The organism is Caldimonas brevitalea (assembly GCF_001017435.1).
Taxonomy (GTDB): Bacteria; Pseudomonadota; Gammaproteobacteria; order Burkholderiales; family Burkholderiaceae_C; genus Caldimonas; species Caldimonas brevitalea.
This window is the reverse complement of record NZ_CP011371.1, coordinates 2519561-2546215: the sequence shown is the minus strand read 5'-3', so window position 1 is coordinate 2546215 and position 26655 is coordinate 2519561. Positions and strand designations below refer to the sequence as shown.

General features: G+C 68.7%; 21 protein-coding genes and 1 other RNA gene. 10 read left to right on the top strand and 12 right to left on the bottom strand.

All coding sequences use genetic code 11. The features are described 5' to 3' along the window. Positions 1-8: 8 nt before the first annotated feature. The gene (locus tag AAW51_RS11320; protein ID WP_047194709.1) at positions 9-1304 is read right to left on the bottom strand and encodes an HD-GYP domain-containing protein; all 1296 of its coding nucleotides are present in this window, start codon (positions 1302-1304) and stop codon (positions 9-11) included. 117 nt (positions 1305-1421) lie between these two features. Then, positions 1422-3317 carry a propionate--CoA ligase gene (locus AAW51_RS11315; protein WP_047194708.1) on the bottom strand — a complete coding sequence of 632 codons (1896 nt, stop codon included), beginning with the start codon at positions 3315-3317 and terminating at the stop codon, positions 1422-1424. A 245-nt stretch (positions 3318-3562) separates the two neighbouring features. Here AAW51_RS11315 and AAW51_RS11310 point away from each other — a divergent pair, with 245 nt between their 5' ends. The 5 genes from AAW51_RS11310 to moeA all read left to right on the top strand — a co-directional run bounded on the left by AAW51_RS11310 (position 3563) and on the right by moeA (position 8010). Beyond that, entirely contained in the window at positions 3563-4288 is a 726-nt protein-coding gene (locus AAW51_RS11310) for a C40 family peptidase (protein ID WP_083438224.1), read from the top strand. Between the two features lie 148 nt (positions 4289-4436). Further along, the gene (gene moaA / locus AAW51_RS11305; protein ID WP_047194707.1) at positions 4437-5558 is read left to right on the top strand and encodes a GTP 3',8-cyclase MoaA; all 1122 of its coding nucleotides are present in this window, start codon (positions 4437-4439) and stop codon (positions 5556-5558) included. Positions 5559-5587: 29 nt separating this feature from the next. Next, positions 5588-6202 carry a molybdenum cofactor guanylyltransferase MobA gene (gene mobA, locus AAW51_RS11300; RefSeq protein WP_047194706.1) on the top strand — a complete coding sequence of 205 codons (615 nt, stop codon included), beginning with the start codon at positions 5588-5590 and terminating at the stop codon, positions 6200-6202. Then, complete coding sequence (locus tag AAW51_RS11295; protein ID WP_047194705.1) at positions 6195-6734, top strand: GNAT family N-acetyltransferase; 540 nt, start codon at positions 6195-6197, stop codon at positions 6732-6734. Before mobA ends, AAW51_RS11295 begins: the two co-directional genes overlap by 8 nt. Positions 6735-6738: 4 nt before the next feature. After that, the gene (gene moeA, locus AAW51_RS11290) at positions 6739-8010 is read left to right on the top strand and encodes a molybdopterin molybdotransferase MoeA (protein ID WP_047194704.1); all 1272 of its coding nucleotides are present in this window, start codon (positions 6739-6741) and stop codon (positions 8008-8010) included. A gap of 29 nt (positions 8011-8039) precedes the next feature. Here moeA and AAW51_RS11285 read toward each other — a convergent pair whose 3' ends face one another. From AAW51_RS11285 to AAW51_RS11270, 4 genes are all read right to left on the bottom strand, one after another. After that, positions 8040-11114: an efflux RND transporter permease subunit gene (locus AAW51_RS11285; protein ID WP_047194703.1), complete on the bottom strand. Its 3075-nt coding sequence runs from the start codon at positions 11112-11114 to the stop codon at positions 8040-8042. Between the two features lie 46 nt (positions 11115-11160). Next, the gene (locus AAW51_RS11280) at positions 11161-12441 is read right to left on the bottom strand and encodes an efflux RND transporter periplasmic adaptor subunit (protein ID WP_083438222.1); all 1281 of its coding nucleotides are present in this window, start codon (positions 12439-12441) and stop codon (positions 11161-11163) included. A gap of 99 nt (positions 12442-12540) precedes the next feature. Further along, a complete protein-coding gene (gene rnhA, locus AAW51_RS11275; protein ID WP_047194702.1) occupies positions 12541-13005 on the bottom strand; it encodes a ribonuclease HI in 465 nt (154 codons plus the stop codon). Positions 13006-13068: 63 nt separating this feature from the next. Next, the gene (locus tag AAW51_RS11270; protein ID WP_053013488.1) at positions 13069-13923 is read right to left on the bottom strand and encodes a class I SAM-dependent methyltransferase; all 855 of its coding nucleotides are present in this window, start codon (positions 13921-13923) and stop codon (positions 13069-13071) included. Here AAW51_RS11270 and gloB point away from each other — a divergent pair. Next, complete coding sequence (gloB, locus tag AAW51_RS11265; protein WP_047194700.1) at positions 13922-14692, top strand: hydroxyacylglutathione hydrolase; 771 nt, start codon at positions 13922-13924, stop codon at positions 14690-14692. The two genes, AAW51_RS11270 and gloB, sit on opposite strands and share 2 nt — an antisense overlap. Then, complete coding sequence (locus tag AAW51_RS11260) at positions 14689-16341, top strand: transglycosylase SLT domain-containing protein (protein WP_083438221.1); 1653 nt, start codon at positions 14689-14691, stop codon at positions 16339-16341. Before gloB ends, AAW51_RS11260 begins: the two co-directional genes overlap by 4 nt. A 78-nt stretch (positions 16342-16419) precedes the next feature. Here AAW51_RS11260 and AAW51_RS11255 read toward each other — a convergent pair whose 3' ends face one another. The 5 genes from AAW51_RS11255 to dnaX form a co-directional block, all read right to left on the bottom strand. Next, a complete protein-coding gene (locus tag AAW51_RS11255) occupies positions 16420-17517 on the bottom strand; it encodes an ABC transporter substrate-binding protein (protein WP_083438220.1) in 1098 nt (365 codons plus the stop codon). A gap of 111 nt (positions 17518-17628) precedes the next feature. Then, positions 17629-18030 (bottom strand): MAPEG family protein, encoded by a 402-nt coding sequence (locus tag AAW51_RS11250; protein WP_047194699.1) that lies wholly within the window; start codon positions 18028-18030, stop codon positions 17629-17631. A 49-nt stretch (positions 18031-18079) separates the two neighbouring features. Next, complete coding sequence (recR, locus tag AAW51_RS11245; RefSeq protein ID WP_047194698.1) at positions 18080-18667, bottom strand: recombination mediator RecR; 588 nt, start codon at positions 18665-18667, stop codon at positions 18080-18082. Positions 18668-18701: 34 nt separating this feature from the next. Next, positions 18702-19028, bottom strand: coding sequence for a YbaB/EbfC family nucleoid-associated protein (locus AAW51_RS11240; RefSeq protein WP_047194697.1), 327 nt, complete (start codon positions 19026-19028; stop codon positions 18702-18704). Positions 19029-19091: 63 nt separating this feature from the next. After that, entirely contained in the window at positions 19092-20990 is a 1899-nt protein-coding gene (gene dnaX / locus AAW51_RS11235; protein ID WP_047194696.1) for a DNA polymerase III subunit gamma/tau, read from the bottom strand. Positions 20991-21195: 205 nt separating this feature from the next. On the opposite strand from dnaX, the gene ffs reads away from it, so the two are divergent. After that, an RNA gene (gene ffs, locus AAW51_RS29080) (signal recognition particle sRNA small type) lies at positions 21196-21293 on the top strand. Between the two features lie 619 nt (positions 21294-21912). On the opposite strand, the gene AAW51_RS11225 is transcribed toward ffs, so the two are convergent. Further along, complete coding sequence (locus tag AAW51_RS11225; RefSeq protein WP_047194694.1) at positions 21913-22434, bottom strand: type VI secretion system amidase effector protein Tae4; 522 nt, start codon at positions 22432-22434, stop codon at positions 21913-21915. 478 nt (positions 22435-22912) lie between these two features. On the opposite strand from AAW51_RS11225, the gene AAW51_RS11220 reads away from it, so the two are divergent. Beyond that, complete coding sequence (locus AAW51_RS11220; protein WP_238947831.1) at positions 22913-25111, top strand: glycoside hydrolase family 48 protein; 2199 nt, start codon at positions 22913-22915, stop codon at positions 25109-25111. Between the two features lie 55 nt (positions 25112-25166). Beyond that, positions 25167-26570, top strand: a complete 1404-nt coding sequence (locus tag AAW51_RS11215; protein WP_047194693.1) for a glycoside hydrolase family 5 protein — start codon at positions 25167-25169, stop codon at positions 26568-26570. Positions 26571-26655 lie beyond the last annotated feature (85 nt).

The window sequence follows — 26655 nt, the reverse complement described above, 5'->3', positions numbered from 1 at the left end:
TGCCCGGCTCATGCCGCCATCCCCTCGGTTGCCTCGTCGCGCACCGGGCTGCCGCCTTCGAAGAAGTAGCACACACGCTCGCGCGGCGACAGGTAATCGAGCGAGTCCTTGGGGAGCTGAGCCGGCTTGAGGCTGCGGCGAATGCCAAGGCCGGCCTGATCTTCGAGGTCGACGATCAGCGCCTCTTCGCGCGGCACCCCCGGCTCGTGGACGATGACGCGCGGCTTCAACGGGCGGGCCGCGTTGACCGACACCACCATGGCGTAACGGTCGTCGGTCAGCTGCACCACCGAGCCGGGCGGGTAGACGCCCATCATCTTGATGAAAGCCCCCAGCATCACGGCGTCGAAGCGCGCCTTCATCTGAGCGAACATCAGCGACAAGGCCTCGTGCGGCGTCAGCGCCTTGATCGGGTTGTGCGGGTTGCACAAGTTGTCGAAGCAGTTGGCCAGCGCCACGATGCGCGCGGCCTTGCTGATACGGTCCCCCGTCAGCCGCTGGGGGAACCCGGTGCCGTCCACATGCTCGTGATGCTGCGCGATCACGAGGGCGGCGCCCAGGCTCAGCTTCATCTTGCGGGCCAGGTCGATACCGTGGGCGACGTGCTCCTGGTAGAACTGAACGTCGGCGTGCGAGTGGCGGTCGTCGCGGCATCGCACCCGTTCAGGCAAGGCGACTTTGCCGATGTCGTGCAGCATGGCCCCTACCCCCAGTTCGTGCAGTTCTTCGCCCGACAAGCCGATCGCCTTGCCCAGCAACATGGCGATGACCGCGACGTTGACGGGGTGCGAAGAAGAGCGTTCACCCGAGGTCTCGCCGAGCAGGCGGAGGCAGGTGTCCCGGCTGTCGGTGACATGACCGAGAAAGCCGTCGATCAGCTGCACCGAGGCTCGCCCGGCCTGTTCGGGCTGCGCCTGAACCTGCTCGAACACCTGCCGGTGCACCCGTCCGGCCTGCGCGAACTCGCGCTCGCACCGTGCCAGGCTGGCTTGCTGGGCGGCCATCAGGTCACGGCGCGCCTCGCGGGCCGCGGCCTCCTGGTCGATCACCACCGCCACCGGGTGGGCCGCCGGCGCCGGGGCCGGCAGCGGCTCGGGCACCACACCCGGCTCGCTGCGCAGTGGGTCCCAACGCACCTGCTCCAGCCCCATGCCGCGGATCGCCTCGATCTGTGCGGCCGAGGCGATCTTGAAGCTGCTGCGGGCGAACGGGTGGTCCATCCAGCCGACATCGAGATGCACATGCATGCCGACCTTGAGCTGGTGGACGTGGATCGCAGAAGCAGGCGCGTTGTTGTTTTTCATCCCGAAGGGCTGGAGGGGTCAAAGTCCAGCTTCCGGAATTTTCGGCAGGCCGCGCCAAAACTTGAGGCGGGCACTTGGCACGCCTCTCCCCTCCCCCCGCGCCCCCTGTCGCTACGCTCAGCGCGCCGCCAGCGCGTCCTGGATCTGCCGCAGGGTCGACGGGTCCTCGATGGTCGTCAGGTCGCCCGGGTCGCGGCCTTCGCACAAGGCCTGTATGGCGCGGCGCAGCAGCTTGCCGGAACGGGTCTTCGGCAAGGCCGTGACGAAAGTCACAGCGGCGGGCCGGGCCACCGCCCCCAGGCGCGCGTCGACATGTTGCTGCAGGTCGGCCTCCAGGCGTTGGCGCCCGGCCGCGTCGGCGGCGGCAGCAGCGTCGCGCAGCACCGCAAAGGCCATCGCGGCCTGGCCTTTGAGCGTGTCCGCGACGCCCACCACAGCCACTTCTGCCACCGCCGGGTGGCCGGCGATGCACTCCTCGATCTCGCGCGTGCCGAGGCGGTGGCCGGCGACGTTGATCACGTCGTCGGTACGCCCCAGGATGAAGAAATAGCCGTCCTCATCGCGGATGCCCCAGTCGAAGGTGTTGTAGGCCAGCCGGCCGGGAAAGCTGCGCCAGTACGTGTCGACGAAGCGGGCGTCGTCGCCCCACACGGTCTGCATGCAGCCCGGTGGCAATGGCCCGGCGATCGCCAACACGCCCTTCTGGTGCGGCTCGGTCAGTTCCTCGCCGGTGACCTCGTGGAGCAGCTTGACGTCGTAGCCGTACATCGGCACGCCCGGCGAGCCTGGCTTGCCGGGCCGCGGGTCGAGGCCGCGCGCCAGCGTCAGCACCGGCCAGCCGGTCTCGGTCTGCCAGTAGTTGTCGACCACCGGCTTGCCGAGGGCGTCGCCGATCCAGCGGGCGGTTGGCTCGTCCAAGGGCTCGCCAGCCAGAAACAAGGCGCGCAGCGACGACAGGTCGTGGCGCGTGAGGAAGCTCGGGTCCTGCTTCTTCAACACCCGCACCGCGGTGGGCGCGCTGAACATCGCGGTGACGCGGTAGCGCTCCACCAGCTGCCACCAGATGCCGGGGTCGGGGCGGATCGGCAGGCCTTCATACAGGATGGTGGCCATGCCGGCCAACAGCGGCCCGTAGACGATGTAGCTGTGCCCCACCACCCAGCCGATGTCGCTGGTGGAAAAAAACGTTTCCCCCGCCTGGCCGCAGAAGATGTGGCGCATGCTCGCCGCCAGCGCCACCGCATACCCGCCGGTGTCGCGCTGCACGCCCTTGGGCCGACCCGTCGTGCCGCTGGTGTAGAGGGTGTAGCTGGGGTGGGTGGCGTCGACCCACACACAGGGCACATCCTTCCCCGCCTGGGCCTCGCACAGGGCCGCGTAATCGAGGTCTCGGCCGTCGACTCGGGGGGCCGGCGCCAGCCCGCGGTCGACCAGCACCACATGGCGGGGCGCATGCCGGGCCAGGCGGATGGCCTCGTCGAGCAGCGGCTTGTAGGGCAGCACCTTGCCGGCCCGGCTGCCGGCGTCGGCAGCCACCACGACCGACGGTTTCGCATCGTCGATGCGGCTGGCCAGGCTGGTGCTGGCAAAACCGCCGAACACGACCGAATGGATCGCGCCCAGCCGCACACAGGCCAGCATCGCGAACACCGCCTCGGGCACCATCGGCATGTAGATCAGCACGCGGTCGCCCAGGCCGACCCCGAGGGACTCCAACACGGCCGCGCAGCGCACCACCTCGGCGTGCAGCTCGGCATAACTGTAGACACGCTCCTGCCCGGTTTCGCTCGAGACGTGGATCAACGCGTTCTGGCCTGCGCGCTCGGCGAGATGGCGGTCGACCGCGTTGTGGCACAGGTTGGTGCGGCCGCCGACGAACCAGCGCGCGAAGGGCGGCCGGCTGTCGTCACAGATCACCTGGGGCGGCGTCTCCCAGTCGATTGCGCCGGCCTGTTCGGCCCAGAAGGCGTCGCGCTCGTCGATCGAGCGGCGATAGAAATCTTCGTAGTGCATCGAATCGTCTCCTTGAGCAAGGCTTTTATGTCTTATAGAGGAGTCGCGGGCCATTGAAGGATGGGGCGCTGACGGGTCGCTGACGCTGAGGGGCGCGCCCGCCCGGGTATACCCGCGACGGGCGTCCAGCGAAAGGCGCTATCGGTCCGGCATACTTCGTACAAGAATGAAAAATCTGTTCTAAGTGCTTGAGTTTGCGACATATTTGGTTGACGCTGTCTAGGGGCTGGACTAAGGTCACGCCCATGTCACAGCACCTCCTCCTCGCACGCGTCCGCTGGGCCCTGTCGGCCCTGGCGCTGGCCAGCGCGCCGGTGCTGGCCGCCCCCGATACGCCCGACACCGTCCACCAGTTTCTGAACGAGCGCGGTCTGGTGCAGCCAACTTCGTTCGGGAGCGCCCAACCCGCGCTGCCGGCGGGCGCCGCGCCCGGCGAGAAGAAGGGGTTGATGGCGCACATGCGCGACGCCGCGTCCGAGATGGTCATGACGTCGATGAACTTCCTCGGCGTGCCGTACCGCCTCGGCGGCAACTCCGCGGAAGAAGGCTTCGACTGCAGCGGCTTCACCCGCTACATCTTCGAACACAGCCTGGGTCTGGTGCTGCCGCGCCGTGCCGAAGAGCAGGCCAAGGCACCCGGCCTGATCGCGGTCAAGCGCGAAGACCTCAAACCCGGCGACCTGGTGTTCTTCAACACCTTGCGCCGCACCTTCAGCCACGTCGGCATCTACATCGGCGAAGGCAAGTTCATCCACTCCCCCCGCAGCGGGTCCGAGGTGCGCATCGAAGACATGCGCATCAAGTACTGGACCAAACGTTTCACCGGCGCCCGGCGTTCCCCGGTGCTGGAAGCGGCCGGCACGCCGGTTCAGGGCGCGGAAGCGCTGAGCGGCCTGCGCAACAGCCTGCGTGCCGGGGGGGAGCCCGAGACGCCGCAGGCCACCTTGTCCTCCAGCCACTACTCGCCCTGACCGGCGCGACGTCGGGCTGGCGTCCGGAGGCGCGAACCACGCCAAGGCCCCGCCGCGGCGTCCGCCGAACTGGCGCGCCCCCTGGGCGCAAACAGGGCCAGTGAGCCGCATCAACGCCCGGGCGGCGTATTGGCGGCACAATCTCCGTATGGCCCACCCCGTTTTTCCCCTTGCGGACCTCCGTCGCCTGGCGGCCCTGCCGCGCGCAGCCGCGCCGATGGAGCCGAACGGGCATCTGGCGGACAGCCTGGGCCGGCCGCTGCGCGATCTGCGCATCTCGGTCACCGACCGGTGCAACTTCCGCTGCAGCTACTGCATGCCGAAGGACGTGTTCGACAAGTCTTATCGATTCCTGCCGCACGGCGCCTTGCTGAGCTTCGAGGAGATCACGCGGCTGGCCCGGGTGTTCGTGGCGCACGGCGTGCAGAAGATCCGTCTGACGGGCGGGGAGCCGTTGCTGCGCAAGGATCTCGAGCGCCTGATCGCGATGCTGGCCGACCTGCGCACGGTCGACGGCCAGCCCCTCGACCTGACCCTCACGACCAACGGCTCGCTGCTCGCGCGCAAGGCGCAAGCGCTCAAGCAAGCCGGCCTGCGCCGCATCACCGTGAGCCTGGATGCGATGGACGACGGCGTATTCCGCCGCATGAACGACGTCGACTTCCCGGTCGCCGAGGTGTTGCGAGGCCTGGAAGCCGCCGAACGTGCGGGCCTGGGGCCGATCAAGATCAACATGGTGGTCAAGCGCGGCACCAACGACCAGGAAATCCTGCCGATGGCGCGCCACTTCCGTGGCACACCGATGGTGCTGCGGTTCATCGAATACATGGACGTCGGCGCGACCAACCGCTGGCGGCTCGACGACGTGTTGCCGTCGGCCGAGGTGGTGCGCCGCATCGATTGCGAACATCCGCTGCAGCCGCTGTCGGCCGCACGCGAGGGCGAGACGGCCCAGCGCTGGGCCTACCGTGACGGCGGCGGCGAAATCGGCGTGATTTCGAGCGTGACGCAGGCCTTTTGCCGCGACTGCAACCGGGCCCGTTTGTCGACCGAGGGCCAGCTGTTCCTGTGTTTGTTCGCGCACCAGGGCCACGACCTGCGGGCGCTGCTGCGCAGCGGTGCGTCCGATGCGCAGCTGGCCGGCACCCTGGCGGCCATCTGGCAGGGCCGCGACGACCGCTATTCGGAGTTGCGCGGGGCGTTGGATGCGGCCCCGGCGACGGCCGCTGCGGCAGCGCCACGCGTCGAGATGCATTACATCGGCGGTTGAGCCCGGCTGCTGAGACCTCCTCTCGCTCCATGTCCTCCGCCGTGCAGTACCCCACCCCCCCGGTGCACGAGATCACCGGCCTCGTGTTGGCCGGCGGTCGCGGCACCCGCATGGGTGGTGTCGACAAGGGCTTGCAGCCGTTTCGCGGCGAACCGCTGGTGGCCCATGCGCTGCGTCGACTCGCGCCGCAAACCACCGCGCTGATGATCAGCGCCAACCGATCGCTCCCGGCCTACCGCGGCTATGGTGTGCCGGTGCATGCCGACGCCCTGCCCGACTATCCCGGCCCGCTGGCCGGCCTGCTGTCGGGCCTGCAGCACTGCCGCACGCCCTACCTCGTCTCGGTGCCCTGCGACACGCCTTTGTTCCCGCTCGACCTGGTGGCGCGGCTGGCCGATGCCCTGGGGCATGCGGGAGCCGACATCGCGGTGGCGCGCAGCGGCGATCGACTGCAGCCGGTGTTCTGCCTGCTGAAAACAACGCTGGCGGGCAGCCTGATGCGCTACTTGGCCAGCGGCGAGCGCAGAATTGCCTATTGGACCGCCCAGCACGCCCGTGTCGAGGTGCCCTTCGACCCCCCATCGGCCTTTTTCAATGCCAACACCTTGGAAGAGCTTCAGGAGCTCGAACGAGTCCATGAATAAGTCCGCACCGGTGCTGATCCGCCGTCTGCATCCCGAAGACCTGTCCGCCTACAAGGCCCTGCGCGACGAGGCACTCGAGCGGCACCCCGAATCCTTCACGTCCGACCCGCGCACCGAACGCGTCCGGTCCCCCGAGAGCTACCTCGGCCGGCTCGGATGGTCCGAACCGCTGGGCGGCACCTTTCTGCTCGGCGCCTGGCTCGGCGACGAGCTGGCCGGCACCGTCGCCTGCGAGCGCGAACTGATGCCCAAGGTGCGCCACCGGGCCAGCATCGTCGGCATGTATGTGCGCGAACGCCACACCCGCCGCGGCATCGGCCGCGAGTTGCTGGCCGCCAGCATCGAGTTGGCCCGGCAGGCCGAAGGCCTGGAGATCCTCACGTTGACCGTGACCGCGTCGAGCGAGCGCACGGTGCGCATGTACGAGCGCGCCGGCTTTCGCATGTACGGCCTGCTGCCGCGCGCGATCCGGGTCGAATCGGGGACGCGCGCGGACTACTACGACAAGGCCTACATGCTGCTGGAGCTGTGAGGCGATGACCGACGTGTCGTTGTTGCCGGTCGGTGGGGCCGTGCCGGACCTGTTGCACGTGGAGCAGGCGCGCGCGCTGATCGCGCGGGAATTGCGCCCGGTGGAGCACCGCGAAGCGGTCGGCTTGCGAGCCGCGCTCGGCCGGGTCCTGGCGGCGGACGTGGTGTCCGAACTCGACGTGCCGGCGCACGACAACTCGGCGATGGACGGCTACGCCTTCGACGGCGCCGCGCTGGCGGCCGCTGTCCCGCTCGACTTGTCGGTGGTCGGCACGGCGCTCGCCGGGCGGCCCTATCCCGGCCGCGTGGGCCGGGGCGAAGCGGTGCGCATCATGACCGGTGCGCCGCTGCCCGAAGGCGTCGACACCGTGGTCCCCCAAGAACTGGTCGCCGTCGCCGGCACCCGCTTGCAGGTGCCGGCGGGCGCCGTTCGGCCCGGCGACAACGTGCGCGCACGCGGGGAAGACCTGGCCCGGGGCCGGCCGGCGCTCAAGGCCGGCCGTTGGCTGCGGCCGGCCGACCTGGGCTTGCTGGCGTCGCTCGGACAGGCGCAGGTGCCCGTGTGGCGGCGCCTCAAGGTGGCGTGCTTCTCGACCGGCGATGAATTGCGCGTCATCGGCGAACCCCTGCCGCCGGCCTGTGTCCACGACAGCAACCGCCACACGCTGCTGGCGCTGCTGCAAGGCCTGGGGGTCGTCGACGCGTACGACCTCGGGGTCGTGCCGGACGACCCGGCGGCGCTCGAGGCCACCCTGCGCGCGGCGGCCGAGACCGTCGACGTGGTGCTCACCTCCGGCGGCGTGTCCGAAGGTGACGCCGATCACACGCGGCGGCTGCTGGAACGCCTCGGCCAGGTGTCGTTCTGGAAGCTGGCGATCCGGCCCGGCCGCCCGCTTGCGGCCGGCCACCTCGACGCCGGCGGCCGGCGCACCCTGCTGTTCGGGCTGCCCGGCAACCCGGTGGCGGCGATGGTGGCGTTCCATGTGTTCGTGCGCGACGCCTTGCTCACGCTCGCCGGGGCCACGCCGACGCCGGCGCCGCGCTTGCGTGCCCAGTCCCAGGACACCATCCGCAAGAAGCCCGGGCGCACTGAATACCAGCGCGGCATCCTGAGCCATCAGGACGGGGTCCCGGTGGTGCGCCTGACCGGCGCACAAGGCTCGGGCATCCTCAGTTCGATGTCGCAGGCCAACGCGCTGGTGGTGCTGCCGCACGACCAGGCCGGCGTGTCGCCCGGCGACTGGGTCGACGTGCTGCCGTTCGACGGGCTGCTGTGACCCGTGCTTGAGCCGGGCGGCGCGCGGCCTCAGTGCCCTTCGGCCGACGACACCGCAACGGGCGTCGTGATCGGGCCCGGCGTGCTCTTGCGTGCGAACAAGGTGTACATCGTCGGCACCACGAAGATGGTCAACAGCGTGCCGAGCGACATGCCGCCGACGATGACCCAGCCGATCTGCTGACGGCTCTCGGCGCCCGCCCCCTCGGCCAGCGCCAACGGCAAGGCGCCCAGCACCATGGCGCCGGTGGTCATCAAAATCGGTCGCAAACGCATTGCGGCGGCATGCCGCACCGCCTCGAGCACACCCTGCCCCTGCTGGCGCTGCTGGTTGGCGAACTCGACGATCAGGATGCCGTGCTTGGTGATCAGGCCCACCAGCGTGATCAGCCCGATCTGCGAATAGACATTGAGCGTGCCGCCGCTCAACTTCAGCGCGAGCAAGGCGCCGGCCATCGACAGCGGCACCGACAGCAGGATCACGAAGGGGTCGACGAAGCTCTCGAACTGCGCCGCCAGCACCAAAAAGATGAACAGCAGCGCCAGCACGAACACCACCGCCAGCGCCCCGCTCGACGACCGGAACTCGCGCGAGACGCCGTTCAGCTCGGTCGAGTAGCCCGGCTCGAGCAGGCGGGCGGCGGTCTCGTCCATGAAGGCCAGGGCCTCGCCCAGCGAATAGCCGGGCGCCAGGTTGGCGGTCAGGCTGACCGAGCGGCGCTGGTTGAAGTGGTTCAGCTCGCGCGGTGCCACCGCCTCCTTGACGGTGACCAGCGACGACAGCGGGATCATCTGGCCGTCGCGGCCGCGCACGAACAAGCGCTCGATGTCGTCGGGCCGGGCCCGGCCGCCGGCCCCTGTCTGCACCACCACGTCGTACTGCTCGGCATCCTGCTTGTACCGCGTCACGTTGCGCCCGCCCAGCATGGTCTCGACGGTGCGGGCGATCTGGTCGACCGCCACGCCGGCGTCGGCCGCGCGTTCGCGGTCCACGTCGACGAAGATCTCGGGCTTGTTCAGGCGCAGGTCGGAGTCGGGCTGGACGAAGCCGGGGTTCTGGTTCATCTCGGCCAGGAACTGCTGCGCCACCTGGTTCAGGTTGTCATAGCTGTCCGACGTCACGATCACGAAGTTGACCGAACGCTCCCGAAACCCCTGGCCGAGCGATGGCGGCGTCACCGGGAAGGCGTTGACCCCCGGCAGGTTGGACAACTTCGGCTGCAGCTCGCGTGCCAGTTCCATCGCGGAACGCTCACGGTCTTCCCAGTCGAGGGTGCGCAGAAAGGAGATGCCCTGCGACACCGTCGGATTGCCGGCGACGATGAAGACCCGGTCGAACTCGGGATAGGCCGTCGCGATGCGCTCGATCTCGCGCATGTACTTCTCGGTGTAGCCGAGCGTGGAGCCATCCGGCGCGCTGACGTTGACAAGCACCGTCGCGCGGTCCTCCATCGGCGCCAGCTCGCTTTTGGTGGTCTGGAACAGCCACCAGCTCGCGCCAGCACTGGCCAGCATCACCAACACCACGATCCAGCGACGGGCCAGCGTCCAGCCCAGCACCGATTCATAGGCGCCGGTGAGCCGGTCGAGGCTGCGCTCCATCCAGCGGTCGAAGCGCGACGGCTTGGGGTTGTGGCGCAGCAGCTTCGAACACATCATCGGCGACAGCGTCAAGGCCACGAAACCCGACACCACCACCGCGCCCGCCAGCGTCAGCGCGAACTCGACGAACAGCCGCCCGGTGCGCCCCGGCGTGAAGGCGAGCGGCGCATAGACGGCGGCCAGCGTCAGCGTCATCGCGACCACCGCGAAGCCGATTTCCTTGGCCCCGCGGATGGCGGCCTCGAACGGCGCCATGCCCTCTTCGATGTGCCGATAGATGTTCTCGAGCACCACGATGGCGTCGTCGACCACCAGGCCGATCGCGAGCACCAGGGCCAGCAGCGTCAGCGTGTTGATCGAGAAGCCGGCCAGCGCCATCAGCGCGAAGGCGCCGATCAGGCTGACCGGTATCGTCACCAGCGGGATGATGGAGGCGCGCAAGGTGCGCAGGAACACGAACACCACCAACGCCACCAGCACCACCGCCTCGGCGATCGTCGAGTAGACCGCCTTCACCGAGCGGTCGATGAAGATGGAGTTGTCGTTGGCGGACTGCACTTCCACGCCAGGCGGCAGGTCCTCGGCCAGGCGCGGCAGCATCGCGCGCACACCGGCCGACACTTCGAGCGGGTTGGCGGTCGCCTGGCGCACCACGCCGAGCGACACCGCCGATTTGCCGTTCAACCTCACGCTCGAGCGTTCGCTGGCGGCGCCCTGCTCGACGCGCGCGACGTCGCGCAGCCGCACCGTGTAGCCGTTCACCTGGCGCAGGGCCACCTCGCCGAACTGGGCCGGCGTCTTCAGGTCGGTCTGCGCCGTCACGCTGAACTCGCGCTGCTGGCCTTCGATGCGGCCGGCGGGCACTTCCAGGTTTTGCTTGCGCAAGGCGTCTTCGACGTCCTGCACCGTGACGGCGTAGGCGGCCAATTGGTCGGGGTCGAGCCAGATGCGCATCGACTGCGTACGTTCACCGCGGACGATCACGTCGGCCACCCCCGGCACCGTCTGGAGCCGCGGCTTGACGATGCGGTTGGCCAGGTCGGTGACCTCCAGCGGCGACAAGGCCTCGGTGGTGAAGGCCAGCCAGATGGTCGGCGAGGCATCCGCCTCCACCTTGGAGATGACCGGTTCGTCCACCGCCTCCGGCAGGCGGCCGCGCACCCGGGACACCCGGTCGCGCACGTCGGCGGCCGCGTTGTCGGGGTTCTTCTCGAGCTTGAAGCGCACCGAGATCTGGCTTTGTTCGGAGCGCGAGATCGAGGTGATGATGTCCACCCCGTCGATGCCGGCGATCGAGTCTTCCAGCGGTTTGGTCACCTGCGACTCGATCACCTCCGACGACGCGCCGGTCAAACGTGTGGCCACCGTCACCACCGGCTCGTCGATGCGCGGGTATTCGCGCACCTGCAAGCGGTTGAAGGACACCAGGCCGATCAACAGCAGCAACAGCGACAGCACGGTCGCGAAGACCGGCCGGCGGACAGACACTTCGGCGAGTTGCATGGTGCGGTCTCGAGGTCAGGACAGGTCGAAAGACGGGCGTCTCGTGTCAGCGCACCGTGGCCGTGGCATTCAAGGCACCCACCCGTGCCGCCGCGCCCCCGCTGCCCTGCTGCGGCTGCGGCTCAGAGGCAGCGGGTTCGGCGGCGCCGGCCCCCAGTTCGACGATGCGCAAGGCCGCACCGTCGCGTGCCAGCCGTTGGTGGCCGGCGGTCACCACCGTGTCGCCCACGTTCACGCCGCGCACGATCTCGACCAGGCCCTGGCGGCGTGCGCCGATCGCGACCTCCACGCGCTGCGACACGCGCTGCCCCTGCGGCGCGGCACCGCCGTCAGTCGCCGCCGGTGCCTCGACCGCCTTGACGACGTATTGCTTGCCGCCTTGCGGCAGCAAGGCTTCTTCCGGCACCACGACGGCCTGCTGGCGCGTCGACAGCGCGATGCCCACGCGCGCGAACATGCCCGGGCGCAGCACGCCGTCGCTGTTGGCGATGCTCGCGCGCACCAGCACCGAGCGGCCGTTCTCGTCCACTTGCGGCTCCACGGCATCGATGCGGGCCTCGAAACGGCGCTGTGGCAAGGCGTCGAGCGTGACGTCGGCCGATTGGCCCAGCTTCAGCTGGGGCAGGTAGCGTTCGGGCAGGCGGAAGTCGACCAGGATGGTGCGCAAGTCCTCGATGTTCACCAGGTCGGCTCCGGCGTTGACATAGTCACCGACATTGACGAGCCGAATGCCTGCCGTGCCGTCGAACGGCGCGACGATGCGCATGCGTGCCTGCTGGGCCCGGGCGAGCGCGAGTTGCGCGTTGGCGACTTCGAGGTTGGCGGCGGTCTGGTCGACCGAGGCCTGGCTGACGAAGTTCTCGGCCAGCAGCTCGCGGTTGCGCTTGTCGTTGGCCCGGGCGATGCTCACCTGCGCCTCGGCCTGCCGCACCTGCGCGGCCACCAGCGTCTCGTCGAGTTGCACCAGCACCTGCCCGCGGCGCACCGGCTGGCCGTCCTTGAACCCCAGCGCAGCAATGCGGCCTGCCACTTCGGGCCGCAACATCACGCCCTGGCGCGAGCGCAGCGTGCCGACCGCCTGCGCTTCTTCGCCCAGGCTCACCGTCCGCGCTGCAGCCACCTCGACGGCAACCGCCCCGCCACCGCCCCGGCCGCCGCCAGCCGCGCGCGGGCCTGCGCTACCTGGTCGCGCCGGGCCCGACGCGGGCACGGCAGCGGCGGCCACGGCGGCATCACCGGGCGCGGCAGAGCGGTGTTGCCACCAGTAGGCGGCGGCGCTGGCCACGGCGATGCCGATGACCGCAACGGTTGCATGCAATTTCTTCATCAGATGGGGCCCAGCAGGGGCCCTGTGGACTGTAGTGGCTGGGCGAAGACGGCGTTCACACTTCTTAACAGAGCAAGCGGCTCGCCGCGCACCCCGGTTTCAAGCCGCGCTGGCCACGCCCTTGTTGGCCAGTTGGTCCGCGCGCTCATTGCCCGGGTCGCCGGCGTGCCCTTTGACCCAGTGCCACTGCACGTGATGCAGCGACGCCAGGGCTTCCAGGCGCTGCCACAACTCCGCGTTCTTCACCGGCTTGTTGTCGGCTGTTTTCCAGCCGCGCTTTTTCCAGCCGTGGATCCACTCGGTGATGCCTTTGCGCACGTACTCGCTGTCGGTGTAGATCGACACTTCGCAGGTGCGCTTTAGGCTTGCCAACGCTTCGATGACCGCCGTCAACTCCATGCGGTTGTTGGTAGTGACCGCTTCGCCGCCAAACAGTTCCTTTTCGTGGCCATTGGATTGCAGCCAGGCGCCCCAGCCGCCCCGCCCCGGGTTGCCCTTGCAGGCGCCGTCGGTGTAGATCACGACCTTGGGACGTGTGATGCCTGTCGTGCCGGTTGTGGCCATGTGGTATCGATTCCGATAAAGATGTTGAGAGATAAAGCACAAAAGCGATGCCCGACCGCGTTCTCAACGGCGGCTGGCATCGCTCGATTCGCTGATCGGCTCGCGCCGCGCCGCCACGGCACGTGCACGCTGGCTTTGCTGGCGCTGCTTCCAGGCCGGCCCGATCAACCGCATCCCGCGCACGCGTTTGGTCGCCACCAGAAAGTAGACCGCCCCCAGCACGGGCCACCAGCGGTCGCCGGCCGGCTCCATCCAGCCGAAACGGTCCAGCCACTGCTGGGAGCGCAAAGCAGGGCGATAGCAACCGAAGCGGCCGCGTTCGATGTCGAAGCTCAACAGACGCAACCAATCGCGCAAACGCCAGTAGCCGATCAGGTCGCCCCGCGGTGGCAGGAAGTCGGTGCCCATCCCGAGCCGACTCAACAGCGGCGCCGTGCGCTGTTGGGCCCCCCACAGGCTGGCCGGGTTGAGCCCGATCGCGACCAGCTTGCCTTCGGGCACCAGCACCCGGTCGACCTCCCTCAGCGTCTGATGCGGGTCGCGGGCCAGCTCCAGCGTATGGGGCAGCACCACCAGGTCGAGGCTCTGGGTTTCGAACGGCAACGCGTCGAAGTCGGTCACGAGCGCGCGGGGCGCCGGCTGTCCAGCGACGCGGGCCGGCGCGCCCTCGGGCGGTCCGCACGGGGCCTGGATCGTGGCAGGATCCCCCAGTGACAGGCGGTCCACCGCGGTCCAACGGTGAGGCATGCGGTTCTGGCCCAGCCCGTCGAGCTGGGGCAGCCCGAGCTGCACCGCGTGAAATCCGAACAGGTCTCCCACCGTGCGGTCCAGCTGTTGTTGCTCCCACGCCAACAAATACCGGCCTGCCGGCGTGAGCAACCACTCATCCAAACTTATAATCCGGCCGTTTTGCGTCATGGAACTGGTTGCTTTACCCGCCTTCGCCGACAACTACATCTGGATGCTGCACGATGGCCGTGAGGCCCTCGTCGTCGATCCAGGCCAAGCTGCGCCGGTGATCGAGGCCCTGCAAGCGCGCGGGCTTCAGCTGACCGGCATTCTAGTGACCCATCACCACGCGGACCATGTGGGCGGCCTGCAAGCGCTGCGGCCCCTGCTGCACGGGCCGGTGTTCGGCCCGGCCGGCGAAACCATACCCGGCGCCATCCGCGCGCTGAAGCAAGGCGATCGGGCGGTGTGGCGAGAGGTGGGATTCGACGTGATCGACGTGCCCGGCCACACGGCCGGCCACATCGCCTACTGGACGGACGGGCTCGGCAACGAGCCCGTGCTGTTCTGTGGCGACACGCTCTTTTCTGCCGGCTGCGGCCGGCTGTTCGAAGGCACGCCGGCCCAGATGTACGACTCGCTGGGCCGCCTTGCAGCCCTGCCGGGCGGCACCCGGGTGTGCTGCGCACACGAGTACACCTTGAGCAATCTGCGCTTCGCCGCCGCCGTCGAGCCCGACAACCGCGACATCGCCGAGCACCTGGCACACTGCCGGCGGCTGCGCGACGCGGGCCAGCCGACGCTGCCCAGCACGCTCGGCCTCGAACTCCAGATCAACCCTTTTTTGCGCTGTGACCAACCGGCGGTGGTCGCAGCAGCGAGGGCCTACGGCGCGACGAGCGACGACGGTGTCGCCGTGCTGGCCGCCCTCAGACTATGGAAAAACGAATTCCGATGAAGCATCTCCTGCTGCGCCACGGCTCCATCCTCGGCCTGGCGGCCGGCCTTTTCGCCACCGGCTGTGCCACCGGCCCCATCTCCGGCCCCGGCGCCGTCTCGCAGAGTGCTCCCGCGCCGTCGAATCCCGCTCCTGCGCCTGTCGCCAAACCGAGCGAAGCCGCCCTCAACGCGCTGGCGCCCGCGCCGCAGCCGGCCAGCGGCGACGCTGCCGTCATCGTGCCCGATGCCGACGTCGGCTCCAGCTCGACGCCCACCTCCGCCGAGCCGCCCGCCCCGGACGACATCGCGGTGCCCGACTTGTGGGTGCGCATCCGCAAGGGCTTCGCGATGCCCAACCTCGACAACGACCTGGTGCACGACCGCGCCCAGTGGTATGCGGCGCGGCCCGACTATCTGCAGCGCATGACCGAGCGCGCCAGCCGCTACCTGTTCCACATCGTCGAAGAAGTCGAATCGCGCGGCATGCCCACCGAGCTGGCGCTGCTGCCCTTCATCGAAAGTGCCTTCAACCCGCAGGCGATGTCGGTCGCCAAGGCGTCGGGCATGTGGCAGTTCATTCCGTCGACCGGCCGCCACTTCGAACTGCGGCAGAACATCTTCCGCGACGAGCGGCGTGACGTGCTGGCGTCGACGCGTGCCGCGCTCGACTACCTGGCCAAGCTGCACGGCATGTTCGGCGACTGGCATCTGGCGCTGGCAGCCTACAACTGGGGCGAAGGCAGCGTGCAGCGGGCCATCGCGCGCAACCAGAAAGACGGCCTGCCGACCGACTACGCCAGCCTGCGCATGCCGGCCGAAACGCGCTACTACGTGCCCAAGCTGCAGGCGATCAAGAACATCATCGCCAAGCCGGCCGACTACAACGTCACGCTCGCGTCGATCGAGAACCACCCCTATTTCCTGACCGTCGCCATCCAGCGCGACATGGACGTCGACCTGGCGGTGCGGCTCGCCGGCCTCGCCAAGGACGAGTTCCGCGCGCTGAACCCGCAGATGAACCAGCCGGTCATCCTGGCCGCCGGCACGCCCCAGATCCTGCTGCCCTACGACAACGCACGCAAATTCATCCGCAACCTGGCCGACCACAAGGGCCCGCTGGCGAGCTGGACCGCCTGGGTGGTGCCCAAGACCATGCGCCCGTCGGTCGCCGCCAAACAGGTCGGCATGACCGAGAAGGAACTGCGCGAGCTGAACAAGATCCCGCCCTTCATGTTGATCAAGGGCGGCTCGACACTGCTGGTGGAACGCCATGCGGTGAAACACCACCGGGACGTGTCGGCCGAGGTGGCCGACAACGCCGTGATGGCCTTGGCCCCCGACGTGCCGCCGGCGAAGCGCACCGTGGTGCGGGCCGGCTCGCGCGACAGCGTCGCCAGCATCGCAAGGCGCTACCGCCTCGACGCCGCGCAGGTGGCGCGCTGGAACCATGTCAGCCCCTCGTCGCGCTTCAAGCGCGGCGAACAGGTGGTGGTCTATCTGACGCCCAAGCGGGGCGCAGCCACCCGCACGGCCAGCACCCGGACAGCCGCCGCCAAGCAGACCCGCGCGGTGGCCCAGAAGCGGCCGTCGGCGGCGGCCGCCAAGGGGCGCACCGCCAAGGCCAACAAGTCGACGGGCAAGTCACGCGTCAAGGTAGCCCGCAACTGAGGCCCCCTCCGGCACCACACGAGCGCCCTTCGGGGCGCTTTTTGTTGGGCGCTCGGCAACCCCGCCAGGCTGGCGGCGTCAGGCCCGCAGACGGGCCCGAGCTTTCAGCACGAACTCGTTGGTGTGGCTGCGGTCGAGCAGCGCCTGGCTGTCGTGGCCGCGGGCGTCGATCAGCGTCGCGGCCACCTTCAGTGCGGTCCGCATCGCCGCGTCGCCCAATTCGCCGTTAGGCGAGTACGACTCGCGCACCTTGTAGAAGCACGCCAGGTACAGCGCCCGGTCACCCATCATCTGGCTCTCGGGCACGGTCTTGATGATGTCCTGCGGCTGCGCCGTCTGCAGCCAGCGCAGGCCTCGCAGCACGGCGAACACGACGGCCTGGCAGACATCGGCCTGCTGCTCGATGTAGGACGGCAGCCCGAACACACAGGTGCCCGGCATCGGCCCGCCGAACACGTCGTGCGCGCCCTTCGGTGTGCGCGGGTCGGCGATCACCCTCACCTCGCCCCGCTGCTCCAGCTGGGTCATGGCCGGATCGAGATGGCTCAGGGCGTCCAACTCGCCTTGGCGCAGGGCCTGGGCCGCCTCGCCCATCGAGGTGTAGCCCGTCCATGCCACGTCGGATGCGCGCAGGCCTCCCTTGGCCAGGCAGGCGCGCGCCAGCGCCTGCGACAGTGCGCCCGACGCCGCCACCCCCACCCGCCGCCCGCGCAGATCGGCCGGGCTGCGGTAGCCGGGCAGCGAGCGGGTCGACACGCCGAACGCGACCTTGGGCGCGCGCCCTTGCAACACCATGGTCTGCAGGGCCTGTCCCTGCAATTGCTGCTTGAGTACCGCGAGGTAGGGCCCGGAGGCCAGCTCGGCCTTGCCGCTCACCACCGACGCGACCGCCGCTTTGGGGTCGGCCTGCTCGACCAGTTGCACGTCCAGGCCTTCGGCGCGGAAATAGCCCAGTTGCCACGCCACCGTGACCGGCAGATGGCACAAGGACTCCTCCTGGCCCATGCTGATGCGCAAACGGCCGCGGTCGCCCCGTGAGCCCGCACGCGAGACGCCCGGCGCCCCCAGCCACACGGCCCCCAGCCCGAGCGTGTGCAGCACGCGGCGCCGGCCCAGCGCCCGTGCGGTGCCGCAGGGCAACACGGGCGAGAGGGCGGAGGGGCGCGGGCCTGTCATGGTCGGGCAGCTTAGCCCTCGACCTCAGCCCTTCCTATTCGGGAGCTTCCGGGCAGGGAAAGCCCGGGATGGCGGGTTTCACCCAGGCGTCGTACCAGATGCCCACCGGCCTCAGCCGGCGCGGCCGCTGAACAGGATCGCCACGTTGACGCCGAACGCGAGTGCCCAGGCGAGGCTGCGCCACGTGGCACGGTCGCCGACATAGCAGGCGATGTAGACCAGCCGCAACACGATATAGGCTGAAGCGAGCAGGTCGAGGCGCCCGGCCGGTGCGCCGGTGGCGATCGCGATGGCCACCGCGCCGATGAAAAACGGCAAGGCTTCGAAGCCGTTGGCCTGCGCCGCATTGGCGCGTTGGCGCCAGCCTTGCTGACGTGCCAGCCAGGCGCGCGGGTCGTGGTTGTCGTAGCCGCCTTCGCTGCGGCGTTTGCCGAGCTGCCCCCACTTCGCGATCCAGGCCGACAAGATCGGCAGCATCGCCGCGGCCAGCACACACCCTAGCGTGATCGTCATCCGGTGGCTCCTGTCGTGCCGAGAGGGGTTGTCGTGATGGAGACGAGGGTCATCGCCGGTCGACCAGCGCGTGCGCGATGGTGCCGAGATCGACGTATTCGAGTTCGCTGCCGACCGGCACCCCGCGGGCCAGCCGCGTGACCTTGAGCCCCCGGCTCTTCAGCCCTTCGGCCAGCACATGGGCGGTCGCTTCGCCTTCGGCGGTGAAATTGGTCGCCACGATCACTTCGCGCACCTCACCGTCGGCCGCGCGCTCGAACAAGCGGTCCAGCCCGATGTCGCGCGGGCCGATGCCGTCGAGGGGGCTGAGCCGGCCCATCAGCACGAAGTACAGGCCCTGGTAGCTGCCGGTGCGTTCGACCGCCGCCTGGTCGGCCGGCGTCTCGACAACACACAGCTGCGCCGCGTTGCGTTGCGGGTCGAGGCAGGTGTCGCACACCTCCGCCTCAGTGAAGGTGTTGCAGCGCTGACAGTGGCGCACGTCGCGCATGGCTGCATCGAGCGCTTGCGCGATCTGGTGCGCCGCCTCGCGGTCATGCTGCAACAGGTGAAACGCCATCCGCGTCGACGACTTCGGCCCCACGCCGGGCAGCTTGCGCAGGGCCAGCACCAGCGCGTCGAACGACGACATCGTCATGCAGCTTCCCGGCGTGTGCGCGGCGGCATGCGGATCAGAACGGGAACTTCATGCCGGGGGGCAAGGGCATGCCGGCGGTGAGCTTGCCCATCTTTTCCTGGCTGACCTGCTCGGCACGCCGCACGCCGTCGTTGAAGGCGGCAGCGACCAGGTCTTCGAGCATGTCCTTGTCGTCGGCCAGCAGGCTGGGGTCGATCGTCACGCGCTTGACGTCGTGCTTGCAGGTCATCACGACCTTCACGAGTCCTGCGCCCGACTGGCCCTCGACCTCGATCTGCGCCAGCTCGTCCTGGGCGCGCTTGAGGTTGTCCTGCATCTGCTGGGCCTGCTTCATGAGGCCGGCGAGTTGTCCTTTGAGCATGGTGTTCCTTTCGGGGTCACGGGGTGCGGGGTGCGGTTTGCAACGGCCCGCGCAAATTCTGGTTCAAACCGGTCTGACCGAGCCCGGCACGATGCGTGCCGTCGCGAACTGCTGTCGCAGCGCGACGACCAGCGGGTCGTTCTCGATCGCTTCTTCGGCCTGGCGCTGGCGCCGCGCACGTTTCGCGGCTTCGCGGCGTGCCGGGGTGTCCTGGGTCGGGCCGACCTCCAACTGCAGGCGCGCGGCATGGCCCAGCACCTGGCTCATCGCGGCCTCCAGCTTGGCGCGCGCCGCCTCAGAGGCCAGCGTCTCGCGCTCGACCCGCAGCCGCCACGAAGCGGCGTTGTCATCGCCGGCGACCAGGCACTCGCCCTGCATCGCCAGTTCGCGCACCAGCGCGCCGATCAACTCACGCTCGCACATCTGCAGCACCAGTGCATGCCAGCGGTCGCCAAGCGGCGAGCCGGGGGTGTCCGGCAGATCGGCGGCCGGTGCGGGCACGGCCGGCGCCACAGGGGGCACGGCAACGTTCGGCGCCGTGCGAGCGACCGGAGCAACGGGTGACGCAGGCACTGCGGGAGACGCGGCCGGCGCTGCGGCGGGCCCGTCATCCCACGGTGGCGGTTCCGAGCCGGGACGGGGACGGGCTGCGCCCGCCGGTGCCGCCGGTGACAACACTGACCGCGGTGCGGAGGTCGAGGTGCGGGCGGTGGGGCTGGCCACGGGCGCAGACGCAGCGGCCCCAGACGCCGCCGCGGGCGCCGGGGCCGGCGAGGCCGGCGGCGCACTGCGCGGTGCCACGCGCAAGACCGGGTTCTGCGGGCGCTGCAGCGGAGCCGCCTGGGGCCGCGCACTGCCCCCCGCCGCCGGCTTGAAGGCCAGCATGCGCAGCAGCACCATGGTCAGGCCGCTGTACTCGTCCGGTGCCAGACCGAGTTCGTTGCGCCCGTGCAGCGCGATGCTGTAGAGCAGCTGGGTCTCGTCGGGCGGCAGCCGTTCGGCCAGCCGGGCCAGCACCTCGGCCTCGGGATCGGCCGGGTCGGCGGCGTCTGGCACCACCTGCAGCACGGCGAGCTGCTGCAGCACCACCGTCATCTCTTCGAGGGCTCCCTGGGCAGACAGGCCTTGGGCGCGCAGCTGCTGCGCCGTCTCCACCACGGCAGCACCGTCGCCAGCGGCGAGTGCCTCGATCAGCCGGTAGACATGGCTGCGGTCGACCGCGCCCAGCATCTGACGCACGCTCGGCTCGCCCAAGCTGCCCGAACCGAAGGCGATCGCCTGGTCGGTCAGCGACAGCGCGTCGCGCATCGAGCCGCGGGCGGCGCGCGCCAGCAGCCGCAAGGCGCCCGCGTCGGCGTCGATCTGCTCGGCCTGCAGTACCTGCTGCAGATGCTCGAGAACCGTTTCCGGCGCCATCGGGCGCAGGTTGAACTGCAAACAGCGCGACAACACGGTCACCGGCACCTTTTGCGGGTCGGTCGTCGCGAGCACGAACTTGAGGTATTCGGGCGGTTCCTCGAGCGTCTTCAACATCGCGTTGAAGGCGGTGTTCGACAACATGTGCACTTCGTCGATCATGTAGACCTTGAAGCGCCCCACCACCGGCTTGTAGACCGCCTGGTCGAGCAGTTGCGAGATCTCTTCGACACCGCGGTTGGACGCCGCGTCCAACTCGACGTAATCGACAAACCGGCCGGCATCGATGTCGGCACAGGCCTGGCAAGCACCACAAGGCGCTGCCGTGATGCCGCCGCTGCCATCGGGCCCGACGCAGTTGAGCGACTTGGCGAGGATGCGCGACACCGTGGTCTTGCCGACACCGCGGGTGCCCGTGAACAGGTAGGCATGGTGCAGCCGCTGCTGCGTCAGCGCATTGCTCAAGGCCTGCACGACATGCTCCTGACCCACCATCTGCTCGAAGGTGCGGGGTCGGTATTTGCGGGCCAACACGAGGTAACTCATTCTCGCGATTCTACGGGGCGGACTTGCGGGCCGCCGGCAGCAGCAGTCGCTGCCCGCTTGTCCGTCGCCGCCGCCGCCGTGCCGCCAGGCCGGCGGCAGTCGCACGAGGCCGGGGACGTGGGGCTGCCGAGCGATCTCAGGCGCAGACCGCAGCAAAACGGCGAAGCAAAGCGAGGCGGATGAAAGGTGGCTTACAATCGTGCGTGACGGGCCTCCCCGCATGGGAGCGCGGCCAACCGGGTCAGGTCGGGAACGAAGCAGCCCTAACTGTTGCGACCAGTGCCGGGGTTAAGGCTCGTCACCCATCTTCTCGCGTCGCCAGGAAGCACGCGCTTCCAGGGCCGACGCAGTATCCAAGACGATTTGTAGTTCACTCGTCTGCATTCCTTCGATGATCCGACCCGGCTGGTACGCAGCCGATGGCAAGACCGCTAGGCTTGGTCCACGGCGGAGGGGTTTGGCAACTCCGCATCGTGATCCCCAAGGACCGTCAGGGCGCCTTTTGAGGAGCGCTCCCGAATCTTCCTCTCCCTCAATGCCTCCGACCGCCGCGAAGCCGACAGGCTCGCAGCGCAGAAGCGTGGAGTACGTTGAGAAGTTCCAGGCCATCGGGCGGGCCCTCAACCCCCTCCCAGCCGCTTCCCTCACAGCTCATCTACGCCATACCCTCCGAGGACGCATTCGCCTACTGCCTGCTGGCCCCTTTTGTCCGCCTAACGTAGCCGTCTGCGGTACAGGCGGTTCCCGATCCCCGCGCCCGCGAGGGAGCACACCACGGTAAAGGCCATGCCGACCAGAGCCACAGTTCCCATCTCGTCTTCGCTCTTGGCGCTGGACGAGTGCCATTGAGACAGCGCCGCGGCAGTTAGGAACGCAGCTGCTCCGCCCACCAGCGCCCCGAAAATGATGCTCAGCAGGCGCTTCACGGCATCTCCCAGAACCACACCGCAGAGGACTTGCGGTGATCTGACCCGAGCCCGACAGGGCCGACGCGAAGGTTGATACGCACCCAGGAGCTCAGGGCCGTCATACGACTGCCGTTCCGCAAGTCGATGTGGTCTCCCTGCATGCCGGGCCCGTAGTAGTCCCGGAAAAAGATGACGCCGGTCCTGTCTTCCACCTTTTCCCAGATGTTTTTGACATCGTCTCCGGTGTACTTCTGGAATCTGGTCGGAAGGTGAGCCGCTCCACTTGCCAACCAGCTGGCTAGCTCTTGGGCCCGGATCGCGTACTTGGGCTTGTCCTTCTGCCAGGACCAAACGCCCGAGTACGCCTTCATGTTGACGCCCGACCGCATAAGCGCAGCGGATACGCCAATCGCGCACTGGTTCTCGTAGACGCTCTTGTCGAGCAACGGCCCATCCCCCTTCACATTGGGATGGTTGGCCCACAGCTGAGCAAGGTAGGCATGTTGTTCTCTCCCTGTCACCTCGACGGGCAACATTCTGCGGCAGCTTCGGCGCGACCTCGGCCCCCGGCGCTTCTGTGCTTGTAGCCGCGCGTTTCGGCACGAAAAAACAGAGGACACCCGGAGGAGAGTCGCCCCTTCTTGGACACCGGCCTGGAGTCGAGCCGCTGGAGAAGGTCGAGTTGCGTAGCCTTCGCTCCCTCCACGCCCACGCGAGTGGGCAGGCGGTTCGTTTTCACGCCACATCCCACGCCCTGACCTTTCCTAAACACGTACATGAGCAGCTGATATTTGTGTCAGTTGACCTCTCCCCCTATCCCCTCGAAGCTGACGGTTCTGAAAGCGCTTTCATTGCTTGTCGTGTCGGTGAACGAGGACCGAGCGCGGCAGTTTGAGCGGTACGCGGTCTCGTCGCGCGCCGTGTTCGCCCAGTGCCTTCGGCAATGGGTTTCGACGTGATCGGAGTGCCATTCCGCGGCCCTCTCACGTCATCCGCATGCAGGTAGGAGACCCCATGACATCAGCAACCTCACGGCGCCGTGGCGCCGCGCCCCTGTCCGCGACCACAACAAGGAGGACACGCCCTCCCCGCTGGATGCGGCGCGCCATCGCGCTGACGTCCACGGCCTCGCTGGCGCTGTTCGCCTACACCCTGCCCGGTCAGGCCAGTGCGGCCGACGCCGAATACGCGCAACGCTTCCTGACCCAGTACCACAAGATCAAAAACCCGGCCAACGGCTACTTCAGCCCCGAAGGCGTGCCCTACCACTCGGTCGAGACGCTCATCGTCGAGGCGCCCGACCATGGCCATGAGACCACCTCCGAGGCCTACAGCTTCTGGCTGTGGCTGGAAGCGCAATACGGCCGAGCCACCGGCGACTGGGGCCCGCTGAAGAAGGCGTGGGCGAACATGGAGCAGTACATCATCCCGTCGCCCCAGGACCAGCCCACCAACAGCTTCTACAACCCGGGCAAGCCTGCGACCTATGCGGCGGAACACCCGCTGCCCCAGCACTACCCCTCCCCCATCGACGGGTCGGTGCCGGTGGGCCAGGACCCGCTCGCCAACGAACTGGCAGCCGCCTATGGCACGCGCGACATCTACGGCATGCACTGGCTGCTCGACGTCGACAACTGGTACGGCTACGGACGCTGCGGTGACGGCATCACCCGTCCGGCCTACATCAACACCTTCCAGCGTGGATCGCAGGAGTCGGTGTGGGAGACGGTGCCCCACCCGTCATGCGAGACCTTCCGCTGGGGCCGCAACGGCGGCTCGCAAGGTTTCTTGAGCCTGTTCACGGGCGACAGCAATTACACACGCCAGTGGCGCTACACCAATGCGCCCGATGCCGACGCACGCGCCGTGCAGGCGATCTACTGGGCCTCGGTCTGGGCCAAGGAGCAAGGCAAGTCGGCCGAGGTGGCCGACCTGGTGAAGAAGGCGTCGAAGATGGGCGACTACCTGCGCTACGCCATGTTCGACAAGTACTTCAAGAAGGTCGGCAACTGCATCGACCCGCGCGCCTGCCCCGGCGGCTCCGGCACTCCCGACGCACGAGGCTTGCGCGACAACCAGCACTATCTGATGAGCTGGTACTACGCCTGGGGCGGCGCCACCGACACGAATGCCGGCTGGGCGTGGCGCATCAGTTCCAGCCACACCCACTTCGGCTACCAGAACCCGCTGGCGGCCTGGGCGCTGGCCACGCAACCCGCGTTCAAGCCGCTGTCGACCACCGGCGCGAGCGACTGGGCCAAGAGCCTGCAGCGGCAGCTCGAGTTCTACCGTTGGCTGCAATCCGCCGACGGCGCCATCGCGGGCGGCGCCACCAACAGTTATGGCGGTGACCACGGCACACCCCCGCCCGGTACCGCCACCTTCTACGGCATGTTCTATGACGAGAAGCCGGTCTACCACGACCCGGCGTCCAACACCTGGTTCGGCTTCCAGGCCTGGTCGATGCAGCGCGTGGCCGAGTACTACTACGTGAGCGGCGACGCCCGGGCCCGGGCGGTGCTCGACAATTGGGTCCGCTGGGCTTCCAGCCACACCCAGCTGAACGCCGACGGCACCTACCTCATCCCCAACACGTTGAAGTGGAGCGGCCAGCCCGACACCTGGAATGCGGCAGCGCCGGGCGCCAATGCCGGCTTGCGGGTCGAGGTGGTCGACACCACCAACGACGTCGGCATCGCCGCCGCCTTTGCCCGCACCTTGATCTACTACGGCGCCAAGGCCAACGACAGCGCTGCGAAAAAGCTGGCCAAGGAGTTGCTCGACCGCATGTGGGACCAACACCAGGATGCGAAGGGCGTGGCCGTCAGCGAAGAGCGCAAGGACTACCTGCGCTTCGACGACCGCTTCGACGCTGCCACCGGCAGTGGCGTCTACGTGCCGCCGGGCTGGACCGGGACCAACGCGCAAGGCGCGACGATCGACTCGAACGCGACCTTCCTGAGCATCCGCCCCAAGTACCAGGAAGACCCCCAGTGGCCGAAACTCAAGGCCTACCTCGACGGCGGCCCGTCGCCGCGCTGGACCTACCACCGCTTCTGGGCCCAGGCCGACATCGCGTTGGCGATGGCCGACTACGCCACGTTGGTGGCCGACAGCGGCACGCCGTCCATCGTCGTCGACCCGGCGTCGGTCAACGTCGCTGAAGGCGGGTCGTGGTGCCGGTCAACCTGGCGCTGTCCGCCGCAGCCTTGAGCGTGCCCGCGCCGCCGCTCGCCGGCACTTTTGCACTCTAGATGGAGACCGAGACATGAGATCCAGACTTCGCTGGGCTGCCACTGCGGCAGTCGCCGCCACGCTCACGCTGGCCGGCCCTCCGGCCAGCGCCTTCTATGTGTCGGACGGACAGATCTACACCGACGCCGGCACCCGCCTCACCCTCAAGGGCGTGAACTGGTTCGGCTTCGAAACCGAAACCCGCGTGGTGCAAGGCCTATGGGCCCGCAACTGGAAACAGATGCTGGACCAGATGCAGTCGGCCGGGTTCAACGCCGTGCGCATCCCCGTCTGCCCGGGCTCGCTGCGCGGCGAGCCCGTCACCTCGATCGATCACGAGCTGAACCCGGACCTGCAGGGCCTGAACAGCCTGCAGGTGCTCGACAAGCTGGTGGCCGAGATGGACCGCCGCGGCATGTACGTGCTGATCGACCACCACCGCCCGGATTGCCAGGCGATCTCCGAGCTGTGGTACGTGCCCGGCTACACCGAGGCGCAATGGATCGCCGACCTGCGCGCGGTCGCGAAGCGCTACAAGGGCTACCGTCATTTCCTCGGGCTCGACCTGAAGAACGAGCCCCACGGCAGCGCCACCTGGGGGACCGGCAACACCGCGACCGACTGGAACCTGGCGGCGGAGCGCGCATCGAAGGCCGTGCTCGCCGAGGCGCCCAACACGCTGGTCTTCGTCGAAGGTATCGGCGGCCAGAGCCATTGCAGCACCACGCCGGGCTGGTGGTGGGGCGGCAACCTCGAACCGCTGGCCTGCACGGGCCTCGACATCCCGCTGAACCGCCTGGTGCTCTCACCGCACGTGTACGGCCCCGACGTCGCGCACCAGAGCTACTTCGACGCCGGCGACTTCCCGAACAACCTGCCGGCGGTCTGGGAAGCGCACTTCGGGCGCTTTGCGAACCAGGGTTATGCCATGGCGATCGGCGAGACCGGCGGCCAGTACGGCACCGGCCAGGCCAAGGACAAGGCCTTCCAGGACACGCTGTTCGCGTGGCTCAAGCGCAAAGGCATCCGCAACCTCTTCTATTGGTCGTGGAACCCCAACAGCGGCGACACCGGCGGCATCTTGAAGGACGACTGGGTCTCCTTGCGCGAAGACAAGCTGGCGCTGCTGCGCAGCTTCTGGGATGCGGCGGGTGAACCGCCCCCACCGCCCCCGCCCCCACCGCCAGGCAGCGTGACGACGCAGCTCACCAAGAGCAAAGACTGGGGCAGCGGCTATTGCGCCAGCGTCGATGTGCGCAACGGGGGCCGAAGTGCCGTGAGGTGGCAGGCCCAACTGACCATCGAAGGCCGCGCGGTGAATGTCTGGAACGCCCAGTGGAGCCAACAGGGCCAAACCCTCACGGCCTCGGGTGTCGGCTGGAACGCCAGTGTGCCGGCCGGCGGCACGGTTCAGTTCGGCTTCTGCGCCGACCGCTGACCGTCCTGCGCCTTGCCTGGGTGCCGGGCAAGGCCACGCGCAAGCACCTGCCGACGCTGTGCCGTCGACGCCCGCCGTTGCCCGC

Excerpts from the sequence above, each read along its gene's own strand:
- AAW51_RS11285 (WP_047194703.1), bottom strand. The coding sequence starts at position 11,114 with ATGCAACTCGCCGAAGTGTCTGTCCGCCGGCCGGTCTTCGCGACCGTG.
- AAW51_RS11255 (WP_083438220.1), bottom strand. The coding sequence starts at position 17,517 with ATGACAGGCCCGCGCCCCTCCGCCCTCTCGCCCGTGTTGCCCTGCGGC.
- AAW51_RS11220 (WP_238947831.1), top strand. The coding sequence starts at position 22,913 with ATGACATCAGCAACCTCACGGCGCCGTGGCGCCGCGCCCCTGTCCGCG.
- AAW51_RS11260 (WP_083438221.1), top strand. The coding sequence starts at position 14,689 with ATGAAGCATCTCCTGCTGCGCCACGGCTCCATCCTCGGCCTGGCGGCC.
- moaA (WP_047194707.1), top strand. The coding sequence starts at position 4,437 with ATGGCCCACCCCGTTTTTCCCCTTGCGGACCTCCGTCGCCTGGCGGCC.
- AAW51_RS11215 (WP_047194693.1), top strand. The coding sequence starts at position 25,167 with ATGAGATCCAGACTTCGCTGGGCTGCCACTGCGGCAGTCGCCGCCACG.
- AAW51_RS11315 (WP_047194708.1), bottom strand. The coding sequence starts at position 3,317 with ATGCACTACGAAGATTTCTATCGCCGCTCGATCGACGAGCGCGACGCC.
- rnhA (WP_047194702.1), bottom strand. The coding sequence starts at position 13,005 with ATGGCCACAACCGGCACGACAGGCATCACACGTCCCAAGGTCGTGATC.
- dnaX (WP_047194696.1), bottom strand. The coding sequence starts at position 20,990 with ATGAGTTACCTCGTGTTGGCCCGCAAATACCGACCCCGCACCTTCGAG.
- AAW51_RS11250 (WP_047194699.1), bottom strand. The coding sequence starts at position 18,030 with ATGACGATCACGCTAGGGTGTGTGCTGGCCGCGGCGATGCTGCCGATC.
- AAW51_RS11295 (WP_047194705.1), top strand. The coding sequence starts at position 6,195 with ATGAATAAGTCCGCACCGGTGCTGATCCGCCGTCTGCATCCCGAAGAC.
- moeA (WP_047194704.1), top strand. The coding sequence starts at position 6,739 with ATGACCGACGTGTCGTTGTTGCCGGTCGGTGGGGCCGTGCCGGACCTG.
- AAW51_RS11280 (WP_083438222.1), bottom strand. The coding sequence starts at position 12,441 with ATGAAGAAATTGCATGCAACCGTTGCGGTCATCGGCATCGCCGTGGCC.
- mobA (WP_047194706.1), top strand. The coding sequence starts at position 5,588 with ATGTCCTCCGCCGTGCAGTACCCCACCCCCCCGGTGCACGAGATCACC.
- gloB (WP_047194700.1), top strand. The coding sequence starts at position 13,922 with ATGGAACTGGTTGCTTTACCCGCCTTCGCCGACAACTACATCTGGATG.
- AAW51_RS11310 (WP_083438224.1), top strand. The coding sequence starts at position 3,563 with ATGTCACAGCACCTCCTCCTCGCACGCGTCCGCTGGGCCCTGTCGGCC.
- AAW51_RS11240 (WP_047194697.1), bottom strand. The coding sequence starts at position 19,028 with ATGCTCAAAGGACAACTCGCCGGCCTCATGAAGCAGGCCCAGCAGATG.
- AAW51_RS11225 (WP_047194694.1), bottom strand. The coding sequence starts at position 22,434 with ATGTTGCCCGTCGAGGTGACAGGGAGAGAACAACATGCCTACCTTGCT.
- AAW51_RS11270 (WP_053013488.1), bottom strand. The coding sequence starts at position 13,923 with ATGACGCAAAACGGCCGGATTATAAGTTTGGATGAGTGGTTGCTCACG.
- recR (WP_047194698.1), bottom strand. The coding sequence starts at position 18,667 with ATGACGATGTCGTCGTTCGACGCGCTGGTGCTGGCCCTGCGCAAGCTG.
- AAW51_RS11320 (WP_047194709.1), bottom strand. The coding sequence starts at position 1,304 with ATGAAAAACAACAACGCGCCTGCTTCTGCGATCCACGTCCACCAGCTC.